This window comes from Crossiella sp. SN42, from assembly GCF_023897065.1.
In the GTDB taxonomy this organism is placed as follows: domain Bacteria; phylum Actinomycetota; class Actinomycetes; order Mycobacteriales; family Pseudonocardiaceae; genus Crossiella.
Genome location: NZ_JAMHIV010000023.1, coordinates 16,842 through 35,593, shown reverse-complemented (window position 1 = coordinate 35,593; position 18,752 = coordinate 16,842). Strand labels below are relative to the sequence as shown.

Sequence of the window (18,752 nt, the reverse complement as noted above, 5' to 3'; positions counted from 1 at the left end):
ACTGATACTCGATGCATGTTGACCGTGCATCGAGTGATCTTGCCGCTTCGGGCGTTCCTCGCGCTGTTCTTCGCGATCCTGTTGGTGTTCCAGTTCCTGTCCTTCCCCGGGCAGTTCGCGCACATGGCGCAGGTGGACCCGCAGAGCGCCCACCTGCGCTGGCCGCTGACCCTGCTGGCCGGCTTCCTGATCCTGTGCGTGCAGGTGGTGGTGGTCGCCACCTGGAAGCTGCTCACCCTGGTCCGCAGGGACCGCATCTTCACCAAGGCCTCGCTGGTCTGGGTGGACGCGATCGCCTGGGCGATCTTCGCCGGGTGGCTGGTGCTGGTCGGCATCGCGACCGCGGTGGTGCTCAACGCGGACGACCCCGGCGTGCCGATGGTGCTGTTCCTGCTCTCCACCGGGGTCGGCGTGCTGGTGCTGGTGGTGGTCGTGCTGCGCGCGCTGCTGCGTCAGGCCGTCGAGCTGCGCTCGGACCTGGAAGCGGTGATCTGATGCCGATCGTGGTGCGGATCGACGTGGAGCTGGCCAAGCGCAAGATGAGCGTGGGCGAGTTCGCCGAGAAGGTCGGGCTCACCCCGGCGAACGTGGCCGTGCTGAAGAACGGCCGGGCCAAGGCGGTGCGCTTCAGCACCCTGGAGGCCATGTGCCGGGTGCTGGAATGCCAGCCCGGCGACCTGCTGGAGTGGGTCGAGGAAGAGGGCTAGCCCTGGCGCTTGCGGCGGTAGGCCACCCCGGCGGCGAAGGCCGCGGTCAGCGCGCCCGCGCCCAGCAGGGCCGGGATGCCGATCTTCATCGCCTTGCGGCCGGTGCGGAAGTCGCGCACCTCCCAGCCGCGCGCCCTGGCGATGTCGCGCAGCCGCTGGTCCGGGTTGACCGCCACCGAGGTGCCCACCACCGACAGCATCGGCACGTCGTTGGAGGAGTCCGAGTACGCGGTGCAGCGCCGCAGGTCCAGGCCCTCGCGGGCGGCCAGCGCGCGCACCGCGTGCGCCTTGGCCGGGCCGTGCAGCAGGTCGCCGACCAGGCGGCCGGTGTAGACGCCGTCCTGGTGCTCGGAGACCGTGCCCAGCGCGCCGGTGAGGCCGAGGCGGCGGGCGATGATGGTGGCCAGCTCGACCGGGGTGGCGGTGACCAGCCAGACCCGCTGGCCCGCGTCCAGGTGCATCTGGGCCAGCGCCCTGGCGCCGTCCCAGATCCGGTCGGCCATCAGCTCGTCGTAGATCTCCTCGCCGAGGGTGACCAGCTCGCTGACCTGGCGACCGGCCACGAAGGAGAGCGCCTGCTCCCGGCTGGACCGGATGCCCTCCGGGCTCTCCTTGCCGCCGACCCGGAACTTCAGCTGCTGCCAGGCGAAACCGAGCAGGTCCGAGCTGGCGAAGTACTTGCGGGCGGCCAGGCCACGGGCGAAGTGGAAGATCGACGCGCCCATCATCATGGTGTTGTCCACGTCGAAGAACGCGGCCGCGGTGAGGTCCTGCGGCACGGCCGCGTCGTACTCGGCGGCGGCGGCCACCGCGGCCTCGGCCGAGGCCTCCCCGGCCAGTGCCGCGCTGCTCTTGTGCTCGGGCCGGTCCTCGTTCGCCCGCCGGTTGGCCACCGCGGTCCCCTCCACGTCCTCCTGCGTCAGCGGGTTCACCCGCCCCAGGGTAGCGATCGCCGCACGTTACCGGTTCTGGCCGAGCAGGCCGAAGGGGAGTTTCAGAAGATCGAGGAGACCCGGCAGCAGGCCGGTCGGCGCAGGGCTCGACGGCACCGGCGCGGGCGTGCTGACCTGCGGCAGGCTCGGCCGCGGCGGGATGACCGGAACCGGCGCCGGCGGCGGCGCGGACGTGGTGGGGATCGCACTGACCGTGGGGGTCTCCCGGACTGTCGGGGCGGCCGTGGGGGACTCGGTCACCTCCCGGCCGTTCGCCCCGGAGCTGGGCAGCGCACCGGCCTCCCGCGCCGGGGCGGGCACGCAGCGCTCGGTGGCGGGCAGCGCGCCGATGTCGTCGGCCGCGCCGGAGGTGATGGTCAGGCAGCCCGCGCGCTGGCGCAGCTCGCTGGCCCGCTGCCGGATCCGCTCCAGCAGCTCCACGGTGCCCAGCACCCGGTGCCGGGCCGCCGCGGGCAGCGTGGGGCCTGCCGCGCGCAGCCGGTCGAGCTGGCTGGTGGCCCAGTCGGCCAGCGCGACGAAGAGCTGGTCCTCGGCGTCCGCGCCCAGCTCGGTGAGCAGCCGGGACCCCGCGGCCGCGTCGGCCTCGAGGTCGCCGAGCGCACGGGTGAAGTCGGCGTCGGTGACCCCCGGCCGGTCCAGCAGCGTGCCCAGCTCGGTCACCCTGGCCCGCGCGAACTCCAGGTGCTTGAGACCCCTGGGCCGCTCGCGGAAGGTCAGGCCCAGCTCGGCGGACTCCGCGCTGCGCTTGACCGCGTACAGCGCGTCCCCCGGCACCGAGTCCTGGCTGAGCAGCAGCGACATCCCGGACACGGTGCCGAGCAGCGCCACGCTGGCGGCCAGCGCGACGGCGAAGCGCCGCCGCCTGGCCGTGGGATCAGGGCGGCGGTCTGCCTCGCCGACCGCGGCGGGGAACTCGGCCAGCAGGCGCTGCCGCATCCGGTCCCGCGCCGAGCTGTCCGGGTTCAGGTGTTCCTCGTAGGCGGCGAGCGCCGGCAGCACGTGCGCGAACTGCGCTGGTCCTTCGGATGGCCCTGAGGGCGGTTCATCCGTGCTCACGCGTGTGTCCTTCGGCTGGCCGGTAGCCCAGGCCCCGGCAGGCCCGCGCTCTCAGCACAACAACGAAGCAGTGACCCGATGAGTTACGCGTACGCCCGTACGGGTTAGCGGAGCCCCTGGGGCAGGATCTGGGCCAAACGGCGTACCGCCCGGTGCTGGAGGGCCTTGATGGCGCCCTCGTTGCGGCCCATGACCTCCGCTGTCTCGGCCACCGACAGGCCCTGCAGGAAGCGCAGCACGATGCACTCGCGCTGGTCGGTGTTGAGCTGGCCGACGCACTTGAGCAGCTCCGCGTTGGTGGCCTCGGCCAGCACTTCCTGCTCGGGACCGGCCAGCGGCTCGGAGTTGTCCGCGAGCTCGGCGGTGGGCACCTCGAAGCGGTACCGGCTGGACTTCACGTGGTCCAGGATCAGGTTCCTGGCGATGGTGACGAACCAGGCGCCCACGTCCCGGCCCTGGTAGCTGACCGAGCTGATCCGGCGCAGCGCGCGCAGGAAGGTCTCGCTGGTGAAGTCCTCGGCCAGGCTGCGGTCGCCGACCCGGAAGAGCACGTAGCGGAACACCACGTCCACGTACTGGTCGTAGAGCCTGCCGAAGGCGTCACTGTCCCCGGCCTGGGCGGCCTGTACCAATGCCCATGCTTCCCCGGCCGGTGACGGTGTCTCCACGGTCTCGGCCTGCGAAGGGCGCCCGGTTGAGCAGGGCCAACCCATCGGTGGGGGCATGCGCGCTCCCTTGCTCGCGGTCCCGGAGCTGGATGGCGGTCTGTCCGGGGGTAGACCGAACCATACCTTTTGTTACTCCAAAGTAGGTAGCGTTGGTCGGCGGTATTTCGTCCGTCTTGGAGACAGACGTCTCGGCGGTGGATGCGTGACGAACAACACCCATGTCAGACTTCGGGTCCCGTTCGGCCGGCCACACCGGGAGGACAGATGACCGCCGTGGGCAACGTCGCGGACCTGATCAGGTCGGCGGCGCACCGCGAAGCCGACCACCCGGCGCTGCTGGACGCCGCGGACGGCAGCCAGGTCAGCTGGGGCAGGCTGGACGCCGCGGTGGACGCGCAGGCGCACCGGCTGCGGATGGCGGGCGCGCTGGCCGGGGACCGGGTGGCCATCCGGCTGCCCACCGGCATCGAGTTCTGCGTGGCCCTCTTCGGCGCGCTGCGCGCCGGCTGCGCCGTCGTGCCGCTCGCGCCCGGCCTGCCCGGACCGGAGCTGACCAGGGTGCTCGCCGACTCCGGCGCGCGGCTGCTGGTGGCCGAGGGCGAGGTGGAGGGCGTGCGGGTGCTGCCCGCGCCCGCGCTGGCCGAGGCGGAGCCGTTCGAGACCGTCGGCGCGGACGAGGACCTGGCCGTGCTGGCCTACACCTCGGGCACCTCCGGCCTGCCGCGCGGCGTGATGCTCTCCCACCGCGCCCTGATCTCCAACACCCGCCAGTGCGCCCAGCTGCGGCCGACGCCGGTGAACGCGGCCGACCGGGTGCTGCTGGCCATCCCGCTCTTCCACGCCTACGGCCTGGGCCCCGGCCTGTTGCAGACCGCGGCCGCGGGGGCCACCGGTGTGCTGCTGGAGCGCTTCGACGCCGAGGGCGCGCTGTCGGCGATCCGCAGGCACCGGGTGACCACCTTCGTCGGCGTGCCGCCGATGTACACCGCGCTGCTCGGCAGGCCGGAGCAGGAACTGCGCGAGGGCCTGGCCACGCTGCGGCTGCTCACCTCCGGCGCGGCCCCGCTGGAGGGCGAGGTGCTGCACCGGATCAAGGCGGCCACCGGGCTGGACGTCTACGAGGGCTACGGCCTCACCGAGACCGGCCCGGTGCTCACCTCCACCCTGGTCACCGGCAAGCCCAAGGCCGGTTCGGTGGGCCAGCCGCTGCCCGAGGTCGAGCTGCGCCTGGTCGACTCCGACGGCACCCCGCTGGAGGAGGAGGACGAGGGCGGCGCGGGCCTGGTCTCGGTGCGCGGCCCGAACCTGTTCAGCGGCTACTGGCCGGACGGCGCGCACGGCCCGGACGCCGAGGGCTGGTTCCGCACCGGCGACGTCGGCTACCTGGACGAGGCCGGCGACCTGCACCTGGTGGACCGGGCCAACGACCTGATCATCGTCAATGGCTTCAACGTCTACCCGCACGAGGTCGAGCACGTGCTGACCCTGCTGCCCGAGGTGGTCGAGGCGGCCGCGGTCGGCGTGCCGGATGAGACCACCGGCGAGACGGTCAAGGTGGTGGTGGTCCGCCGCGAGGACGCCGAGCTGACCGAGCAGGCGGTGCTCGCCCACTGCGCGAGCCACCTGGCCAAGTTCAAGGTGCCGACCAAGGTCGAGTTCGTCGGCGAGCTGCCGCATTCGGTCACCGGCAAGCTGGCCCGCCGCTCCCTGCGCTGACTAGGCCTTTCGGGCGTGGCGGCGGTCACCGCTCGCATAGTTGGACTTCCGAGTGTCGGAGACCCCACAATTGGCCTGCAGGTAGGACACCCCCTGGCACACCGTCGTGCCAGCCGACGGAGGTGGGCAGAGATGGGCGCTCCCGTGATCGATCGACAGCTGCCTGGTGACGAGGCCGCGGCTCTGCTCGAACTGACCAGGGAGATCGCGGACAAGGAGCTCGCGCCACGGGCCGCGCGGGCCGAGGCGGCCGGGGAGTTCCCGCGCGAGGTCTTCCGCACGCTGGGCCGGTCCGGGCTGCTCGGCCTGCCCTATCCGGAGGAGTTCGGCGGCGGCGGTCAGCCCTACGAGGTCTACCTCCAGGTGGTCGAGGAGCTCTCCCGCGCCTGGCTCGCGGTCGGGCTGGGCGTCAGCGTGCACACGCTGTCCTGCCACGCGCTGGCCGGCTACGGCACCGAGGAGCAGAAGGAGCGCTGGCTGGCCGACCTGGTCGGTGGCGAGCTGCTCGGCGCGTACTGCCTGTCCGAGGCGCACTGCGGTTCGGACGCGGCGGCGCTGCGCACCTCGGCCAAGCCGGGCCAGACCGGCGACTACACCGTCTCCGGCACCAAGGCGTGGATCACCCACGGCGGGGTCGCCGACTTCTACACCCTGCTCGCGCGCACCGGCGAGGACGGCCCCAAGGGCATCTCCGCGTTCCTGGTCGACGCGGACACCGCGGGCGTCAGCGCCGCGCCGCCAGAACGCAAGATGGGCATGAAGGCCTCCACCACCGCCCAGGTGATCTTCGACGCCGCGGTCGTGCCGGCCGACCGCCGTCTGGGCGCGGAGGGCCAGGGCTTCGCCATCGCCATGGACGCGCTCAACTCCGGGCGGCTGGGCATCGCCGCGGCCGCGGTCGGCGTGGCCCAGGCCGCGCTGGACGTGGCCGTGGACTACGCCAGGGAACGCTCCGCCTTCGGCCAGCCGATCGCCGAGTTCCAGGGCGTCTCGTTCCTGCTCGCCGACGCCGCGGCCGGCATCGAGGCCTCCCGCCAGCTCTACCTGGCCGCCGCCCGCCGCAAGGACGCCGGCCTGCCGTTCGTCACCCAGGCCGCCATGGCCAAGCTGATCGCGACCGACACCTGTATGAAGGTCACCACGGACATGGTGCAGGTGCTCGGTGGCGCCGGGTACGTCGAGGACTACCCGGTCGAGCGGTACATGCGGGAGGCGAAGGTCTTGCAGATCGTGGAGGGCACGAACCAGATCCAGCGCATGCTGATCGGCCGCGCGCTGGTCAGGCAGCGGTGAGCGACCACCAGGTGACCCTGCTCGGCCGGGTCGACTGCCACGCGTGCGAGGTGGCCAAGGCCGACCTGGAGCGCATCTGCGGGGAGATCGGCGTCGAGCTGACCGTGGTGGACGTGGACACCGACGCGGAGCTGCGCGCGGAGTACGGCGACATGGTGCCGGTGATCCTGATCAACGGCGAGGAGCACGGGTACTGGAAGGTCGAGGAGGAGCGCTTCCGCGCGGCCCTGCGCAGCTGGGGCTAGCCCCGGGCTACTTCCGGCACCGCTGGTCCAGCTGCTTGAGCGCGGCTTCCAGGAAGTACTTGTTGTCCGGCCGCGCCATGGCCTCCTTGACCACCAGCGCCGCGATCTCGCACTCGTTGATCACCGACTGCTGCGACCGCAGCCGGTTCAGCTCCGCCACCGCGTCCGCGGCCTCGGCCCTGGCCTGCTGGACCCGCGACTCCGCGGTCTTCAGGCTGCGCCGGGACGCCTCCAGCATGGTGCCGTTCAGCTCGGCCCGCTGCCGGGCGTTGACCAGCAGCACGGTCATGGTGGCGGTGCCGGTCAGCAGGATCGCGCAGGTCACGATCAGCGAGACGAGCAGTGCCTTGCGTCCCTTGGCCGGTCGCGCCTCGTGCTCCGGCGTCAGCGCGTTCATCCTGGTGCCGGTGTCGAACACCGGCGATGGACCCAGCGGTTCCACGGTCATTCCCCCCAAGCGAGTTCTTCCCCAATGCTTACCGGTTCCTGACGGCCTGCCGTTACCGGATGTGAACCGGACCTCGCCTGGCGTCGAATGCAGGGCATGGACACTCCGCGCATCCCGGCGGCCGTCGCCGCGCTGATCGGTCTGCTGGCCGTGCTGGCCGCGCTCGGCGCGGGGCACCTGGCCGCCGGGCTGCTGGAACCGAACGCCTCGCCGTACCTGGCCGTGGGCAACGCCGCGATCGATCTGACCCCGGCCGTGGTCAAGGACTTCGCGGTGCGCACCTTCGGCACCGCGGACAAGCTGGTGCTGCTGCTCGGCATGGCGGTGGTGCTGGCCGGGCTGGGCGCGCTGGCCGGGCTGCTGTCCAGGACGCGGCCGCTGCCGGGGCAGGTGCTCGCGGTGGCGCTGGGGGTGCTCGGCGGGCTGGCCGTGTACACCCGGCCGGACGTGGGCCAGCTCGGACTGCTGGCGCCCGCGGTGAGCCTGTTCGCCGGGCTCGGGGTGTTCAGCTGGCTGCACGGGCGGGCACTGGCTGTGCGGGCCGCTGAGCCCGCGACCGAGGCCCGCCGCCGGTTCCTGCTGGGCTCGGTCGCCATCGCGGCCGGGGCCGGTCTGAGCGGGCTTGCCGGGCAGCTGCTGGGGCGCCGGGTGGACGTGGCGGCCTCCCAGGACGCGGTGGCCGCGGTGCTGCCCAGGGCGGCCAAGGCGCCCGCGATCCCGCCGGGCGCGGACTTCGCGGCGGACGGCACGCCGAGCTTCCTGACCCGGAACGCGGACTTCTACCGGATCGACACCGCGCTGAGCGTGCCCCGGCTGCGGGCGGAGGACTGGCAGCTGCGGGTGCACGGCATGGTCGAGCGGGAGCTGCGGCTCTCCTTCGACGACCTGGTGAAACGGCCGCTGGTGGAAAGGACCATCACGCTGACCTGCGTGTCCAACGAGGTCGGCGGGCCGTACGTGTCCACCGCCACCTTCACCGGGGTGGACCTGCGCGAACTGCTGCTGGAGGCCGGGGTCAGGCCCGGCGCGGACCAGCTGGCCACCACCAGCTCGGACGGCTGGACCTGCGGCACCCCGCTGTCGGTGCTGCTGGAGCCGGACCGGGGCGCGCTGCTGGCCATCGGCATGAACGGCGAGCCGCTGCCCGCCGAGCACGGTTTCCCGGTGCGGATGGTCACACCGGGGCTCTACGGGTACGTGGGCGCGACCAAGTGGATCACCGAGGCCGAGGTGACCACCTTCGCCGCGTTCAGCCCGTACTGGATCCGGCGCGGCTGGGGCAAGCTCGGGCCGATCAAGACCCAGTCCAGGGTGGACAAGCCCGCCGGGTTCGCCAGGGTGCCCGCCGGTCGCGTGGTGGTCGCCGGGACCGCGTGGGCTCAGCACACCGGAGTGTCCACAGTGGAGGTTCGGATGGACAAGGGTCCTTGGCGGGAAGCCACGTTGAGCTCCGAGTCCAATGTGGACACTTGGCGGATGTGGCGGATCGAGTTCGACCTCGCGCCGGGTGGGCACAACGTGGAGTGCCGGGCCACCGACCGCTCCGGCTACGTGCAGACCGCGGAGCGGGCCGAGGTGCTGCCGGACGGCGCCACCGGCTGGCACTCGATCTTCTTCACGGTGACCTGACCGGCGCGGATCACCGGATTTGGTGACAACCCGGCCGGCTCCCGGCAGCCCGCTCAGTTGCGAGCGACGTCACGTTCGCCCCGGTGGCCGCCAGCCCCTATAGCACAACTCCGAAGGGCCCTCGTCACGCCCTTGGTCGGCGACTTTGTGCATGCGTTCACAAGTGGCTACCGTATAAGCAGTCACCCGGGTGGACGTGCGGGTTCGGGGCTCGGCGCGTCCGGTGCACCTGTGTCGGTGACCTCAGAGTGTTCGGTGAGGGAGTTAACGCGTGACGGCGCAGCGGAACGAGGGGCGAACGGCCCCGGCCGGCAGCTCCGGGACGGTCGCCCAGGACTCGCTCGCCCCCGAGGTGCCCAGCGCCCGTGAACGCGCCAGGGCCATCCCGGAGGCGGCCGTCGCCCGGCTCGCGGTCTACCTGCGAGTGCTGTCCACCCTGGTCGAACAGGGCGTGAGCACCATCTCCAGCGAGGAACTGGCCGCCGCGGCAGGCGTCAACTCCGCCAAGCTCCGCAAGGACCTCTCCTACATCGGCTCCTACGGCACCCGCGGCGTCGGCTACGACGTCGAGGTGCTGGTCGACCAGATCGAGCGGATCCTCGGTCTCACCCGCAAGCACAGCGTCGCGGTGGTCGGCATCGGCAACCTGGGCCACGCGCTGGCCAACTACGGCGGTTTCCCCGGCAGGGGCTTCCCGGTGGCCGCCCTCTTCGACGTCGACCCGGACCTGATGGGGGTGCCGGTCGGCGGCATCCCGGTCGAGCACGTGGACGACATCCCGACCGTCTGCGCGGAGCGCGAGGTGACCATCGGGGTCATCGCGACTCCTCCGGCGGCAGCTCAGCTGGTCTGTGACCGTTTGGTCTCCGCCGGTGTGCAATGCATCCTGAACTTCGCACCGGTCGTGCTCCAGGTCCCGGACGACATCGAGGTGCGCAAGGTCGACTTGGCGGTGGAGATGCAGATCCTGTCCTTCCACGTGGCCCGTCGCGCCGATGAGGCGCCCGAGCCCGAGGCGCCCAGCAGCGCCGCCACCAGGGCGAACGGCGCCCGGGTCGCAGCCGCCGACCAGGTGGGGGTGCGGCCATGAGCCTGCTCGTGGTCGGTCTGTCCCACCGCACCGCGCCGGTGCCGGTGCTGGAGCGCGCCGCGGTCACCGGTGACGAGGCCGCCAAGCTGCTGGCCGAGCTGGTGGAGTGCGCGAACGTCTCCGAGGCCGTGCTCGTCTCCACCTGCAACCGGGTCGAGGTCTACGCCGTGGTGGAGACCTTCCACGGCGGCCTCGCCGACATCTCCGGGGTGCTCTCCCGCCAGTCCGGCGTGGACGTGACCACCCTGTGCAACCACCTCTACGTGCACTACGCCGCCGGCGCGGTGGACCACCTGTTCCGGGTCTCCGCCGGGCTGGACTCGATGGTCGTGGGCGAGGCCCAGATCCTCGGCCAGCTGCGCGCCGCCTACACCTCGGCCACCGAGATGGGCACGGTCGGCCGCACGCTGCACGAGCTGATCCAGCACGGCCTGCGGGTCGGAAAGCGCGTGCACACCGAGACCGCCATCGACCACGCCGGGCCCTCGGTGGTCACCGAGGCGCTGGCCGACGCCGAGCGGGTGCTCGGCGGTCTGACCGGCCGCCGCGCGCTGGTGATCGGCGCGGGCTCGATGGGCGGCCTGGCCGCCGCGCAGCTGCGCAGGGCCGGGGTCGGCCGGATCGCGGTGGCCAACCGCACCGCGGCCAACGGCGAGCGGCTGGCCAAGGCGCTGGCCGAGGACGGCACCCCCGCGGTCGCGATCGGCCTGGAGTCGCTGCTGGCCGAGCTGGCGCTGGCCGACGTCGTCATCGCCTGCACCGGAGCCGCCACCCCCGTGCTGGACGCCGAGACCGTGCGCGCCGCGCGCACCGAGCCCGGTGCCCTGGTGGTCTGCGACCTCGGCCTGCCGCGTGACGTCGAAGCCGCGGTCGGCGAGCTGCCCGGTGTGCACGTGGTCGACCTGGAGACCATGCAGCTGCGGCTGCGCGAAGCCCCCAGCGGCCGGGACACCCAGCGGGCCGCCGAGCTGGTCGCCGAGGAGGTGCAGGCCTACCTGGCCGCACAGCGCTCGGCCGAGGTGACACCCACGGTGACCGCGCTGCGCCGCCGTGCCGCCGAGGTGGTCGACAGCGAGCTGCTGCGACTGGACTCCCGGCTCCCCGATCTCGACTCCGGCGTCCGGGACGAGCTGTCCCGCACCGTCCGCCGGGTGGTCGACAAGCTGCTGCACATGCCGACCGTGCGGGTGAAGCAGCTGGCCTCCGCGCCGGGCGGGTCGAGCTACGCGGACGCCCTCCGCGAGCTCTTCGCCCTGGACCCGCAGTCGGCCGCCGCCGTGAGCGCGACACCCGCAATGCCTGCAACGGAAGCAGAGAGTGTGACCAACCACCACATCGCAATGTCCACAGTGGACGGTGAGGCCCGGTGAAACGGACCTTGCGCATCGGCACGCGGGGCAGCGCCCTCGCGCTCGCCCAGACCGGCACCATCGCCCAGGCTCTCGAGCAGGCCGGCGCCACCGTGGAGATAGTCACCGTGTCCACCCCCGGTGACCAGTCCATGGCCCCGATCGCGGAGATCGGCATCGGCGTGTTCACCTCGGCCCTGCGCGACGCGCTCGCCGCCGGTGAGGTGGACATCGCGGTGCACTCCTACAAGGACCTGCCCACCGCGCCCGACCCGCGCCTGGCGCTGGCCGCCGTGCCGCGCCGGGAGGACCCCAGGGACGCGCTGTGCGCACGGGACGGGCTCACCCTCGGCGAGCTGCCCGCGGGTGCGGTCATCGGCACCGGCTCACCGCGCCGGGCCGCGCAGCTGGCGGCGCTCGGCCTCGGCTGGGAGGTCAAGCCGATCCGCGGCAACGTGGACACCCGGCTGAAGAAGGTGGTCAACGGCGAGCTGGACGCCGTCGTGCTGGCCCGCGCCGGGCTCGCCCGGCTGGGCAGGCTGGACGCGATCACCGAGTCGCTGGACCCCTTGCAGATGTTGCCAGCGCCGGCCCAGGGCGCCCTCGCGGTGGAATGCCGCGTTGACGACGTGGACACCGAGCACCTGCTCCGGTCCACGCTGGACGACCAGGCCAGCCGCGCCGCGGTCACCGCGGAGCGCGCGATGCTCGCCGCTCTGGAGGCGGGCTGCAGCGCGCCGATCGGTGCGCTGGCCGACGTGGTGGAGGACCTGGACGCGGAGGGACGCGTCGTGGAACGGCTGTCCCTGCGCGGGGTAGCCGCGACGCCGCAGAACGAGTTGCTGCGCGCATCCGCCATCGGAGAGATGACCGCAGCAGAGCAGCTGGGCCGCGCACTGGCCGCGGAGCTGCTCGACCTTGGCGCTGCCGTGCTCAGCGGCCCCAAGGGAGTTAATGGAATGGGGAGTGCCTGATGACCCGCGCACGCAAGACCCCCGGACGGATCGCCTTCGTCGGCTCCGGTCCCGGTGACCTGGGCCTGCTCACCGTCCGGGCGCAGCAGTTGCTCACCAGCGCCGAGCTGGTGGTGACCGACCCGGACGTCCCGCAGGAGGTGCTGGCGCTCGCCCCCGAGGGCATCGAGGTCCGCCCCGCCGTCGGCGACCCGGCCGATGTGGCCAAGGACCTGGCCACCGAGGCCAAGAACGGCCGCTCGGTGATCCGCCTGGTCGCCGGTGACCCGCTGACCGCCGACGCGGTGGTGGCCGAGGCGCAGGCCGTGGCCAAGACCAGCGTCGCCTTCGACGTCATCCCTGGCGTGGCCGCGGGCACCGCGGTGCCGGCCTACGCGGGTGTCGCGCTCGGCGCGGTGCACACCGAGGCCGACGTGCGCGGCAGCGTGGACTGGGCCGCCCTGGCCGGCGCGCCCGGCACCCTGGTGCTGCACGCCTCCGCGAGCCACCTGGCCGAGGCGGCGTCCTCGCTGGTGGAGTACGGCCTGGCGCCGCAGACCCCGGCCGCGGTCACCACCGAGGGCACCAGCTGCGCCCAGCGCACCATCGACTCCACGCTGGCCTCGCTGGCCGCCGACGCCGGCGAGCTCAACGGCCCGCTGGTGGTCACCGTGGGCAGCTCGGTGGGCAACCGGAGCAAGCTCTCCTGGTGGGAGTCCCGCGCCCTCTACGGCTGGCGGGTGCTGGTGCCGCGCACCAAGGAGCAGGCAGGCGAGATGAGCGACCGGCTGCGCGCGCACGGCGCCATCCCGGTCGAGGTGCCCACCATCTCGGTGGAGCCGCCGCGCAGCCCCGCGCAGATGGAACGCGCGGTCAAGGGCCTGGTCGACGGCCGCTACCAGTGGGTGATCTTCACCTCCACCAACGCGGTGCGTGCGGTGTGGGAGAAGTTCGAGGAGTTCGGCCTGGACGCCCGCGCGTTCTCCGGGGTGAAGATCGCCTGCATCGGCGAGGCCACCGCGGCGAAGGTCCGTTCCTTCGGCATCACCCCCGAACTGGTGCCCTCCGGCGACCAGTCCAGCGAGGGCCTGCTGGCCGACTTCCCGCCGCACGACGACATCTTCGACCCGGTCGACCGGATCCTGCTGCCCCGCGCGGACATCGCCACCGAGACCCTGGCGGCCGGCCTGCGCGAGCGCGGCTGGGAGCCCGACGACGTGACCGCGTACCGCACGGTGCGCGCCGCGCCGCCGCCCGCCGACACCCGCGAGATGATCAAGACCGGCGGGTTCGACGCGGTGTGCTTCACCTCCTCCTCGACCGTGCGGAACCTGGTCGGGATCGCGGGCAAGCCGCACACGCGGACCATCGTGGCCTGTATCGGGCCGCAGACCGCGGAGACGGCGATCGAGTTCGGGCTGCGGGTGGATGTGCAGCCGGAGGTCGCTCAGGTGCCCGCGCTGGTGGACGCGCTGGCTGACCACGCGGCCCGGTTGCGGGCCGAGGGTGCCCTGCCGCCACCTCGGAAGACCAAGCGCGCCCGGCGGTGACATTGGCGCGCTCCGCGCGCGGGATTTTTCGCTCTTAGAGTCGTGCGTTCGTGCCCCCGACACACGCGAAGCAAGCTTCGGTGTGTCGGGGGCACGAACGCACGACGCGAAAAATCAACCCCGCCGCCAAGTTAAGAGCCCGCCGTGTCGCTGGCGCGCCACGCCTCTTTCGCGAGAAGTGGTTCGCGTCTGTGGTTTCGCTTGTGGTTTGGGTTGCCTTCGCGTGAAGCGTTGCTGGGGGGCGCGTAGCGTGGATCTGTACCTCGGCCACGTTCCCAGGGAGTTCCGCAGTGTTCCCGTCCCACCGCCCCCGCCGACTGCGCACCACCCCCGCGTTGCGCCGGCTGGTCGCCGAGACCACGGTGCGTCCGCAGCACCTGGTGCTGCCCATGTTCGTCAAGGAAGGCGCTGCCGAGCCGATCGCGATCCGGTCGATGCCCGGGGTGGTGCAGCACTCGATGGACTCGCTGCGCAAGGCCGCGGTGGAAGCCGTGCAGGCCGGGGTTGGCGGGATCATGCTGTTCGGGGTGCCGGAGACCCGGGACGCGACCGGCTCTGGCGGGATTGACCCGGACGGGATCCTCAACGTGGCATTGCGCGAGCTGCGCAGTGAGCTTGGCGACTCGACCGTGCTGATGTCGGACTGCTGCCTGGACGAGTTCACCGACCACGGGCACTGCGGGGTGCTCGCCGCGGACGGGTCGGTGGACAACGACGCCACCCTGACCCTCTACGGCGAGATGGCGGTGGCGCAGGCCGAGGCCGGGGCGCACCTGGTCGGGCCCAGCGGCATGATGGACGGGCAGGTCGGGTTCATCCGGGAGGCGCTGGACGCCGCGGGGCTCACCGACACCGGCATCCTGGCCTACACCGTCAAGTACGCCTCCGCGCTCTACGGGCCCTTCCGCGAGGCGGTGGACTCCCAGCTGCGCGGGGACCGCAAGACCTACCAGCAGGACCCGCCCAACGTGCGCGAGTCGCTGCGGGAGCTGGCGCTGGACCTGGCCGAGGGGGCGGACCTGGTCATGGTCAAGCCCGCGCTGCCCTACCTGGACGTGCTCAGCGAGGTGGCCAAGGCCAGTGACGTGCCGGTCGCGGCGTACCAGATCTCCGGGGAGTACGCGATGGTCGAGGCGGCCTCGGCCAACGGCTGGATCGACCGGGAACGCACCGTGCTGGAGACCCTCACCTCGATCCGGCGGGCCGGCGCGGACATCGTGCTGACCTACTGGGCCACCGAGGCCGCGCAGTGGCTGGACCGCGGATGAGCGAGGCGCTGACCCCGCCGCCGCAGCTGCTGCGGTCCCGGCAGCTGTGGGTGGCCAGCAGTGTGGTCGGGCTGGTCGCGGTGGTGCTGCGGTTGCTCGACCGGCGCGGCATCAGCGACATGCTCGGCCAGTTCGCCCCGCAGCTGACCATGGCCCAGGTGGACGGCGCGGTGAGCCTCGCGGTGGTGATGGCGGTGCTGTTCCGGCTCGGCCTCATCGCGCTGTTCTGGTGGCTGGCCACCCGGATGGTGCAGGGCGCGGAGGTGCCCAGGGTGGTGCTGACCGTGCTCGGCGGGATGAGCGTCGGCCTCGGGCTGATCGGCGTGCTCGGCCTGCTGGGCGGGGCCTCCGCCGCGCTGGCCCAGCTCGGGTTCATCCAGGTCACGCTGTCCGTGGTGATCTTCGCGCTGGACGTCGGCGCGCTGGCGATGATGTTCCACCCGACCTCCCGGGCGTACTTCATCGGCGTGCGCAGGACCCGACCAGGTAACACACCGGCATAGCCGTTGGACAGTGTCGGTGGACGGCCCTAGCGTGAGCGCGTGAGCAACCCGTACGACCCCAACCAGGGTCAACCGCAGTACCCCCAGCAGGGGTACCCATCCACTCCACAGGGCTTCCCGCAGCAGGGGCACCCGCAGCAGCAGCCCGGCTACGGCCAGCCCCAGTACGGGCAGCAGCCGCAGTACGCACAGCCCGGCCAGTACGGCCAGCAGGGCCAGTACCTGCCCCCCGGCATGCCCGGCGGCGGTGGCGCGATCGCCCGTCCGCAGCAGGTCGAGCTGGCCTTCTGGGTCTGGATCGCCGGCGCGGTGGTCAGCCTGATCGGCGCGGTGCTGAGCTACATCGGCTCCCGTGAGCAGATCGCCAAGATGCTGGACTTCCAGCGCTCGCAGGCCAGCAACCTGCCGCCGGAACTCCAGCAGCGGGTTCAGCAGACCGCGGAGAACATCGGCGGCGCCGGCCTCATCATCGGCATGGTCTTCACCATCATCATGGTCGGCCTGTTCGTGATGTTCGCCCTCTTCATGCGCAACGGCCGGAACTGGGCGCGGATCGTGCTCACCGTGCTCGGCGGTATCGGCATTGTGGCCAGCCTGTTCAGCCTGGCCGGCGTCGGCATCCTGGCCAGCCTGCCCGCCGACAGCCCGGTCCAGGTCCCGACGATGTCCTCGGTCGCGATGTACCTGGGCTTCGTGCCGCCGCTGTGCGCCATCGCGGGCATCGTGCTGATGTTCCAGCGCAACGCCAACTTCTACTTCAAGCAGGCCTGATGGCGGCAGGTTCGCCGCACCCGGGGTCGATCAGGATCGCGGTCGGCCTCTGGCTGGCCACCGCGACCTTCGGCGTGCTGAACACGATCTTCTACTGGACCCAGTACGGGACCGTGCGAGACGCGCTGACCCAGCAGAAGGTGCCGGACCCGGAGAAGGTCGCCACCACCCTGCTGACCTTCCACAGCGTCACCATGGTGTTCTTCGGGATCATCTACGTGGGCTTCGGACTGCTGCTGCGCCGCGGCTTCAGCTGGGCGCGGCTGGCGCTGACCATCGCCGCGGTGCTCCAGCTGGTGTTCATGCTGCGGCAGGGGCTGACCGCGGAAGGTCTGTTGATCGCGGTCCTGCTCACCGGGGCGCTGCTCACCTCCTGGTGGCGGAACAGCACCGACTGGCTCATCGCGGTGAAGACCGCGCGGTGACCCAGCCCGACGAACCGGCCCCGGTCCTGCACGGCGAACCCGGCTCCAGCTGGTGGCCGGTGCTGTGGGGACCGGGGTTCGCCGCGGTCGCGCTGCTGGTCGAGCTGATCACCGGCGGCCGGGTGAACTGGGTGCCGTGGCTGCTCATCAGCGGCGGGTTCGGGGTGGCCGCGCTGGTCTGGGTGCAGGCGCGGCGCCGGGTGTGCTCGGTCTCGCTGACCCCGTACCACCTGCGCTGCGGCCGCGAGCAGCTGCCGGTGGAGCGGATCGCCGAGGTCGGCGAGGACGTCGGCGCGCCGGTGGGGGCCAGGGTGCTCGGCGGTGGCTGGAGCGTGCCCAAGGGCTGCGACGAGCTGCCGGTGCGGCTGACCGACGACTCGGTGGTGCTGGCCTGGGCGCGGGACGCCGAGGGCCTGCGTGACGCACTGCGACGGCGGTTGGACGCGCGGTCGTGAGAAGCTGTCCGGCGTGAGTTCCCCGCAGACCGAGAGCCCGTTGCCCGCGGCGCCCGCGCAGCCCCGGCTGCACCAGCCATGGCGAGCGCTGGTCGCACTGGCGGAACTGGTGCTCGCGGTGCTGCTGGTGCTCGGCGCGTGCTGGGCCTGGCAGCGCGGGCTGGTGCCGATCACCCTGCCCAACGCCAAGCCTGGCGGGCCGCCCTACGAGCTGACCAGGTACTCCGGGCCCTGGCTGGGCCTGGCCACGCTGCTCGCGCTGTGCGCGCTGCTGGCCGTGGTGGACGCCATCCGGCAGGTCATGCTGGCCGTCCGCGCCCGGGGCCGTCGTCGCGCCTGAGGCAGTACTGTCGGTTATGTAATAGCCCTGTCACAGTCACCGGAAATCAGGGTATTCCCCTGATCTGGCTATGCACTGCGTGGATAGGGTGGCGAAATGTCACCACGTCCTCGACGCCGTAGGTGGATCATTGTCGGCGTCGTCGCTCTCGTCGTAGTTGCCGGTGGCGGATACCTGGGGTACCGCTGGTGGGCGCCGACCTCGGCCGCCGAACGCGGTCCGACCGGTCCGCCCACCGCCACGGTCAGCAAGGGCTCGGTCATCGACACCGTGTCGGCGGCGGCCAGCCTGCGCGCCTCCCGGTCGGCCAACGTCGACTTCGGCACCAGCGCGATCGTCAACAAGGTCTTCGTCAAGCTCGGCGACAAGGTCAGCAAGAACCAGAAGCTGGCCACCGCGGACGACCGGCAGGCCAAGGCCCAGCTGGACGCGGCCAAGGCCCAGCTGGAGTCCGCCAAGGCCGCGGTCACCGCGGCCAAGGAGGCCAAGCAGCCGGTCACCGGGCCCAACGCCCAGGTCAAGCAGGCCGAGCTCCAGGTCGAGCAGGCCCAGGACGCCGTGCGCTCCACCACCATCTACGCGCCCTTCGCCGGCACGGTCACCGCGATGAACGGCGCGGTCGGCCAGCGCTCCGGCGGTGGCGGCACCTCCGCAGGCAACACCGGCGGCTCCGGCGGCAGCCAGGGCGGGCAGGGCGGCGGCGGTGGCCGGGGCGGCCCCAGCGGCATCCCGGACGTCCCGCAGCCGCCCAGCGGCGGCTCCTCTTCCGGCAGCGGTTTCCTCACCGTCACCGACCTGTCCGGCTACCAGATCGCGGCCACCTTCTCCGAGATCGACATCGTCAAGGTCAAGGTCGGCCAGACCGCCCAGGTCGCGGTGAACGCCTTGGGCGGCAAGAAGTTCCCGGCCAAGGTGGTGCAGGTGGACCTGATGCCGGCCAGCTCCTCCGGCGTGGTCCAGTACGGCGTGCTGCTGGAGCTGGACGAGGCCTCGGCCGAGCTCAAGCCCGGCCAGTCGGCCAACGTGGTGGTCACCACCGCCAAGGCGGACTCGGTGCTCCAGGTGCCCTCCGGCGCGGTGCGCACGGTGGACGGCAAGAGCACGGTGACCGTCATGGAGAACGGCCAGCCCAAGCAGACCCCGGTGCAGCTGGGCGTGCGCAGCGACCACATCATCGAGATCACCTCCGGCCTGCGCGAGGGCGATGTGGTGCTGCTGTCGGACTCCGGCGGCCCCGGCCGGTTCCCGGAGGGTGGCTTCCCCGGCAAGTCCGCGCCGGTCCGGGTGGGCCGGTGAGCCAGCCCGCGCCCGGGAACCACCCGGTCATCGAGCT

21 protein-coding genes are annotated in these 18,752 nt (G+C 72.2%); 17 read left to right on the top strand and 4 right to left on the bottom strand.

Annotated elements, in window-relative coordinates:
• Positions 1-33 precede the first annotated feature (33 nt).
• Together M8C13_RS26415 and M8C13_RS26410 are read left to right on the top strand one after the other, a co-directional pair.
• Positions 34-495, top strand: a complete 462-nt coding sequence (locus M8C13_RS26415) for a DUF2975 domain-containing protein (RefSeq protein WP_308202866.1) — start codon at positions 34-36, stop codon at positions 493-495.
• On the top strand, positions 495-707 hold the full coding sequence (locus tag M8C13_RS26410; protein ID WP_252483396.1) for a helix-turn-helix transcriptional regulator: 213 nt from the start codon (positions 495-497) through the stop codon (positions 705-707). The genes M8C13_RS26415 and M8C13_RS26410 overlap by 1 nt, the downstream gene beginning before the upstream one ends.
• Here M8C13_RS26410 and M8C13_RS26405 read toward each other — a convergent pair.
• The 3 genes from M8C13_RS26405 to M8C13_RS26395 all read right to left on the bottom strand — a co-directional run bounded on the left by M8C13_RS26405 (position 704) and on the right by M8C13_RS26395 (position 3,441).
• Complete coding sequence (locus tag M8C13_RS26405; RefSeq protein WP_252483539.1) at positions 704-1,600, bottom strand: HAD family phosphatase; 897 nt, start codon at positions 1,598-1,600, stop codon at positions 704-706. The genes M8C13_RS26410 and M8C13_RS26405 overlap by 4 nt on opposite strands.
• Before the next feature lie 66 nt (positions 1,601-1,666).
• Positions 1,667-2,716, bottom strand: coding sequence for a DUF5667 domain-containing protein (locus tag M8C13_RS26400; protein WP_252483395.1), 1,050 nt, complete (start codon positions 2,714-2,716; stop codon positions 1,667-1,669).
• 104 nt (positions 2,717-2,820) lie between these two features.
• Positions 2,821-3,441, bottom strand: a complete 621-nt coding sequence (locus tag M8C13_RS26395) for a sigma-70 family RNA polymerase sigma factor (protein WP_252483394.1) — start codon at positions 3,439-3,441, stop codon at positions 2,821-2,823.
• Positions 3,442-3,648: 207 nt separating this feature from the next.
• On the opposite strand from M8C13_RS26395, the gene M8C13_RS26390 reads away from it, so the two are divergent.
• From M8C13_RS26390 to M8C13_RS26380, 3 genes are all read left to right on the top strand, one after another.
• Positions 3,649-5,100: an AMP-binding protein gene (locus M8C13_RS26390; protein ID WP_252483393.1), complete on the top strand. Its 1,452-nt coding sequence runs from the start codon at positions 3,649-3,651 to the stop codon at positions 5,098-5,100.
• A gap of 132 nt (positions 5,101-5,232) precedes the next feature.
• Positions 5,233-6,393 carry an acyl-CoA dehydrogenase family protein gene (locus tag M8C13_RS26385; protein ID WP_252483392.1) on the top strand — a complete coding sequence of 387 codons (1,161 nt, stop codon included), beginning with the start codon at positions 5,233-5,235 and terminating at the stop codon, positions 6,391-6,393.
• Positions 6,390-6,638 carry a glutaredoxin family protein gene (locus M8C13_RS26380; protein WP_252483391.1) on the top strand — a complete coding sequence of 83 codons (249 nt, stop codon included), beginning with the start codon at positions 6,390-6,392 and terminating at the stop codon, positions 6,636-6,638. Before M8C13_RS26385 ends, M8C13_RS26380 begins: the two co-directional genes overlap by 4 nt.
• A gap of 7 nt (positions 6,639-6,645) precedes the next feature.
• On the opposite strand, the gene M8C13_RS26375 is transcribed toward M8C13_RS26380, so the two are convergent.
• A complete protein-coding gene (locus M8C13_RS26375; protein ID WP_252483390.1) occupies positions 6,646-7,086 on the bottom strand; it encodes a hypothetical protein in 441 nt (146 codons plus the stop codon).
• 96 nt (positions 7,087-7,182) lie between these two features.
• Between M8C13_RS26375 and M8C13_RS26370 the strand changes: the two genes are divergently transcribed.
• From M8C13_RS26370 to M8C13_RS26315, 12 genes are all read left to right on the top strand, one after another.
• Positions 7,183-8,715 (top strand): molybdopterin-dependent oxidoreductase, encoded by a 1,533-nt coding sequence (locus M8C13_RS26370; protein ID WP_252483389.1) that lies wholly within the window; start codon positions 7,183-7,185, stop codon positions 8,713-8,715.
• A gap of 271 nt (positions 8,716-8,986) precedes the next feature.
• Positions 8,987-9,805, top strand: coding sequence for a redox-sensing transcriptional repressor Rex (locus M8C13_RS26365; RefSeq protein WP_374213151.1), 819 nt, complete (start codon positions 8,987-8,989; stop codon positions 9,803-9,805).
• The gene (locus M8C13_RS26360) at positions 9,802-11,175 is read left to right on the top strand and encodes a glutamyl-tRNA reductase (protein WP_252483388.1); all 1,374 of its coding nucleotides are present in this window, start codon (positions 9,802-9,804) and stop codon (positions 11,173-11,175) included. The genes M8C13_RS26365 and M8C13_RS26360 overlap by 4 nt, the downstream gene beginning before the upstream one ends.
• Complete coding sequence (gene hemC / locus M8C13_RS26355) at positions 11,172-12,128, top strand: hydroxymethylbilane synthase (protein ID WP_252483387.1); 957 nt, start codon at positions 11,172-11,174, stop codon at positions 12,126-12,128. Before M8C13_RS26360 ends, hemC begins: the two co-directional genes overlap by 4 nt.
• A complete protein-coding gene (locus tag M8C13_RS26350) occupies positions 12,128-13,657 on the top strand; it encodes a bifunctional uroporphyrinogen-III C-methyltransferase/uroporphyrinogen-III synthase (protein ID WP_252483386.1) in 1,530 nt (509 codons plus the stop codon). Before hemC ends, M8C13_RS26350 begins: the two co-directional genes overlap by 1 nt.
• 290 nt (positions 13,658-13,947) lie before the next feature.
• Positions 13,948-14,925 carry a porphobilinogen synthase gene (gene hemB / locus M8C13_RS26345; protein ID WP_252483385.1) on the top strand — a complete coding sequence of 326 codons (978 nt, stop codon included), beginning with the start codon at positions 13,948-13,950 and terminating at the stop codon, positions 14,923-14,925.
• Entirely contained in the window at positions 14,922-15,428 is a 507-nt protein-coding gene (locus M8C13_RS26340; protein ID WP_252483384.1) for a hypothetical protein, read from the top strand. The genes hemB and M8C13_RS26340 overlap by 4 nt, the downstream gene beginning before the upstream one ends.
• 39 nt (positions 15,429-15,467) lie before the next feature.
• Complete coding sequence (locus tag M8C13_RS26335; protein ID WP_252483383.1) at positions 15,468-16,199, top strand: hypothetical protein; 732 nt, start codon at positions 15,468-15,470, stop codon at positions 16,197-16,199.
• On the top strand, positions 16,199-16,624 hold the full coding sequence (locus M8C13_RS26330; protein ID WP_252483382.1) for a hypothetical protein: 426 nt from the start codon (positions 16,199-16,201) through the stop codon (positions 16,622-16,624). Before M8C13_RS26335 ends, M8C13_RS26330 begins: the two co-directional genes overlap by 1 nt.
• On the top strand, positions 16,621-17,079 hold the full coding sequence (locus M8C13_RS26325) for a hypothetical protein (RefSeq protein ID WP_252483381.1): 459 nt from the start codon (positions 16,621-16,623) through the stop codon (positions 17,077-17,079). The genes M8C13_RS26330 and M8C13_RS26325 overlap by 4 nt, the downstream gene beginning before the upstream one ends.
• Before the next feature lie 13 nt (positions 17,080-17,092).
• Positions 17,093-17,419, top strand: coding sequence for a hypothetical protein (locus M8C13_RS26320; protein ID WP_252483380.1), 327 nt, complete (start codon positions 17,093-17,095; stop codon positions 17,417-17,419).
• Positions 17,420-17,515: 96 nt separating this feature from the next.
• Entirely contained in the window at positions 17,516-18,715 is a 1,200-nt protein-coding gene (locus tag M8C13_RS26315) for an efflux RND transporter periplasmic adaptor subunit (RefSeq protein ID WP_252483379.1), read from the top strand.
• Positions 18,716-18,752: the final 37 nt, after the last annotated feature.

What these genes read in the sequence shown, in the direction of transcription:
- M8C13_RS26410 (WP_252483396.1), top strand. Translation starts at nt 495, where the DNA reads ATGCCGATCGTGGTGCGGATCGACGTGGAGCTGGCCAAGCGCAAGATG.
- M8C13_RS26395 (WP_252483394.1), bottom strand. Translation starts at nt 3,441, where the DNA reads ATGCCCCCACCGATGGGTTGGCCCTGCTCAACCGGGCGCCCTTCGCAG.
- M8C13_RS26390 (WP_252483393.1), top strand. Translation starts at nt 3,649, where the DNA reads ATGACCGCCGTGGGCAACGTCGCGGACCTGATCAGGTCGGCGGCGCAC.
- M8C13_RS26385 (WP_252483392.1), top strand. Translation starts at nt 5,233, where the DNA reads ATGGGCGCTCCCGTGATCGATCGACAGCTGCCTGGTGACGAGGCCGCG.
- M8C13_RS26375 (WP_252483390.1), bottom strand. Translation starts at nt 7,086, where the DNA reads ATGACCGTGGAACCGCTGGGTCCATCGCCGGTGTTCGACACCGGCACC.
- M8C13_RS26370 (WP_252483389.1), top strand. Translation starts at nt 7,183, where the DNA reads ATGGACACTCCGCGCATCCCGGCGGCCGTCGCCGCGCTGATCGGTCTG.
- M8C13_RS26360 (WP_252483388.1), top strand. Translation starts at nt 9,802, where the DNA reads ATGAGCCTGCTCGTGGTCGGTCTGTCCCACCGCACCGCGCCGGTGCCG.
- M8C13_RS26350 (WP_252483386.1), top strand. Translation starts at nt 12,128, where the DNA reads ATGACCCGCGCACGCAAGACCCCCGGACGGATCGCCTTCGTCGGCTCC.
- M8C13_RS26340 (WP_252483384.1), top strand. Translation starts at nt 14,922, where the DNA reads ATGAGCGAGGCGCTGACCCCGCCGCCGCAGCTGCTGCGGTCCCGGCAG.
- M8C13_RS26330 (WP_252483382.1), top strand. Translation starts at nt 16,199, where the DNA reads ATGGCGGCAGGTTCGCCGCACCCGGGGTCGATCAGGATCGCGGTCGGC.
- M8C13_RS26315 (WP_252483379.1), top strand. Translation starts at nt 17,516, where the DNA reads ATGTCACCACGTCCTCGACGCCGTAGGTGGATCATTGTCGGCGTCGTC.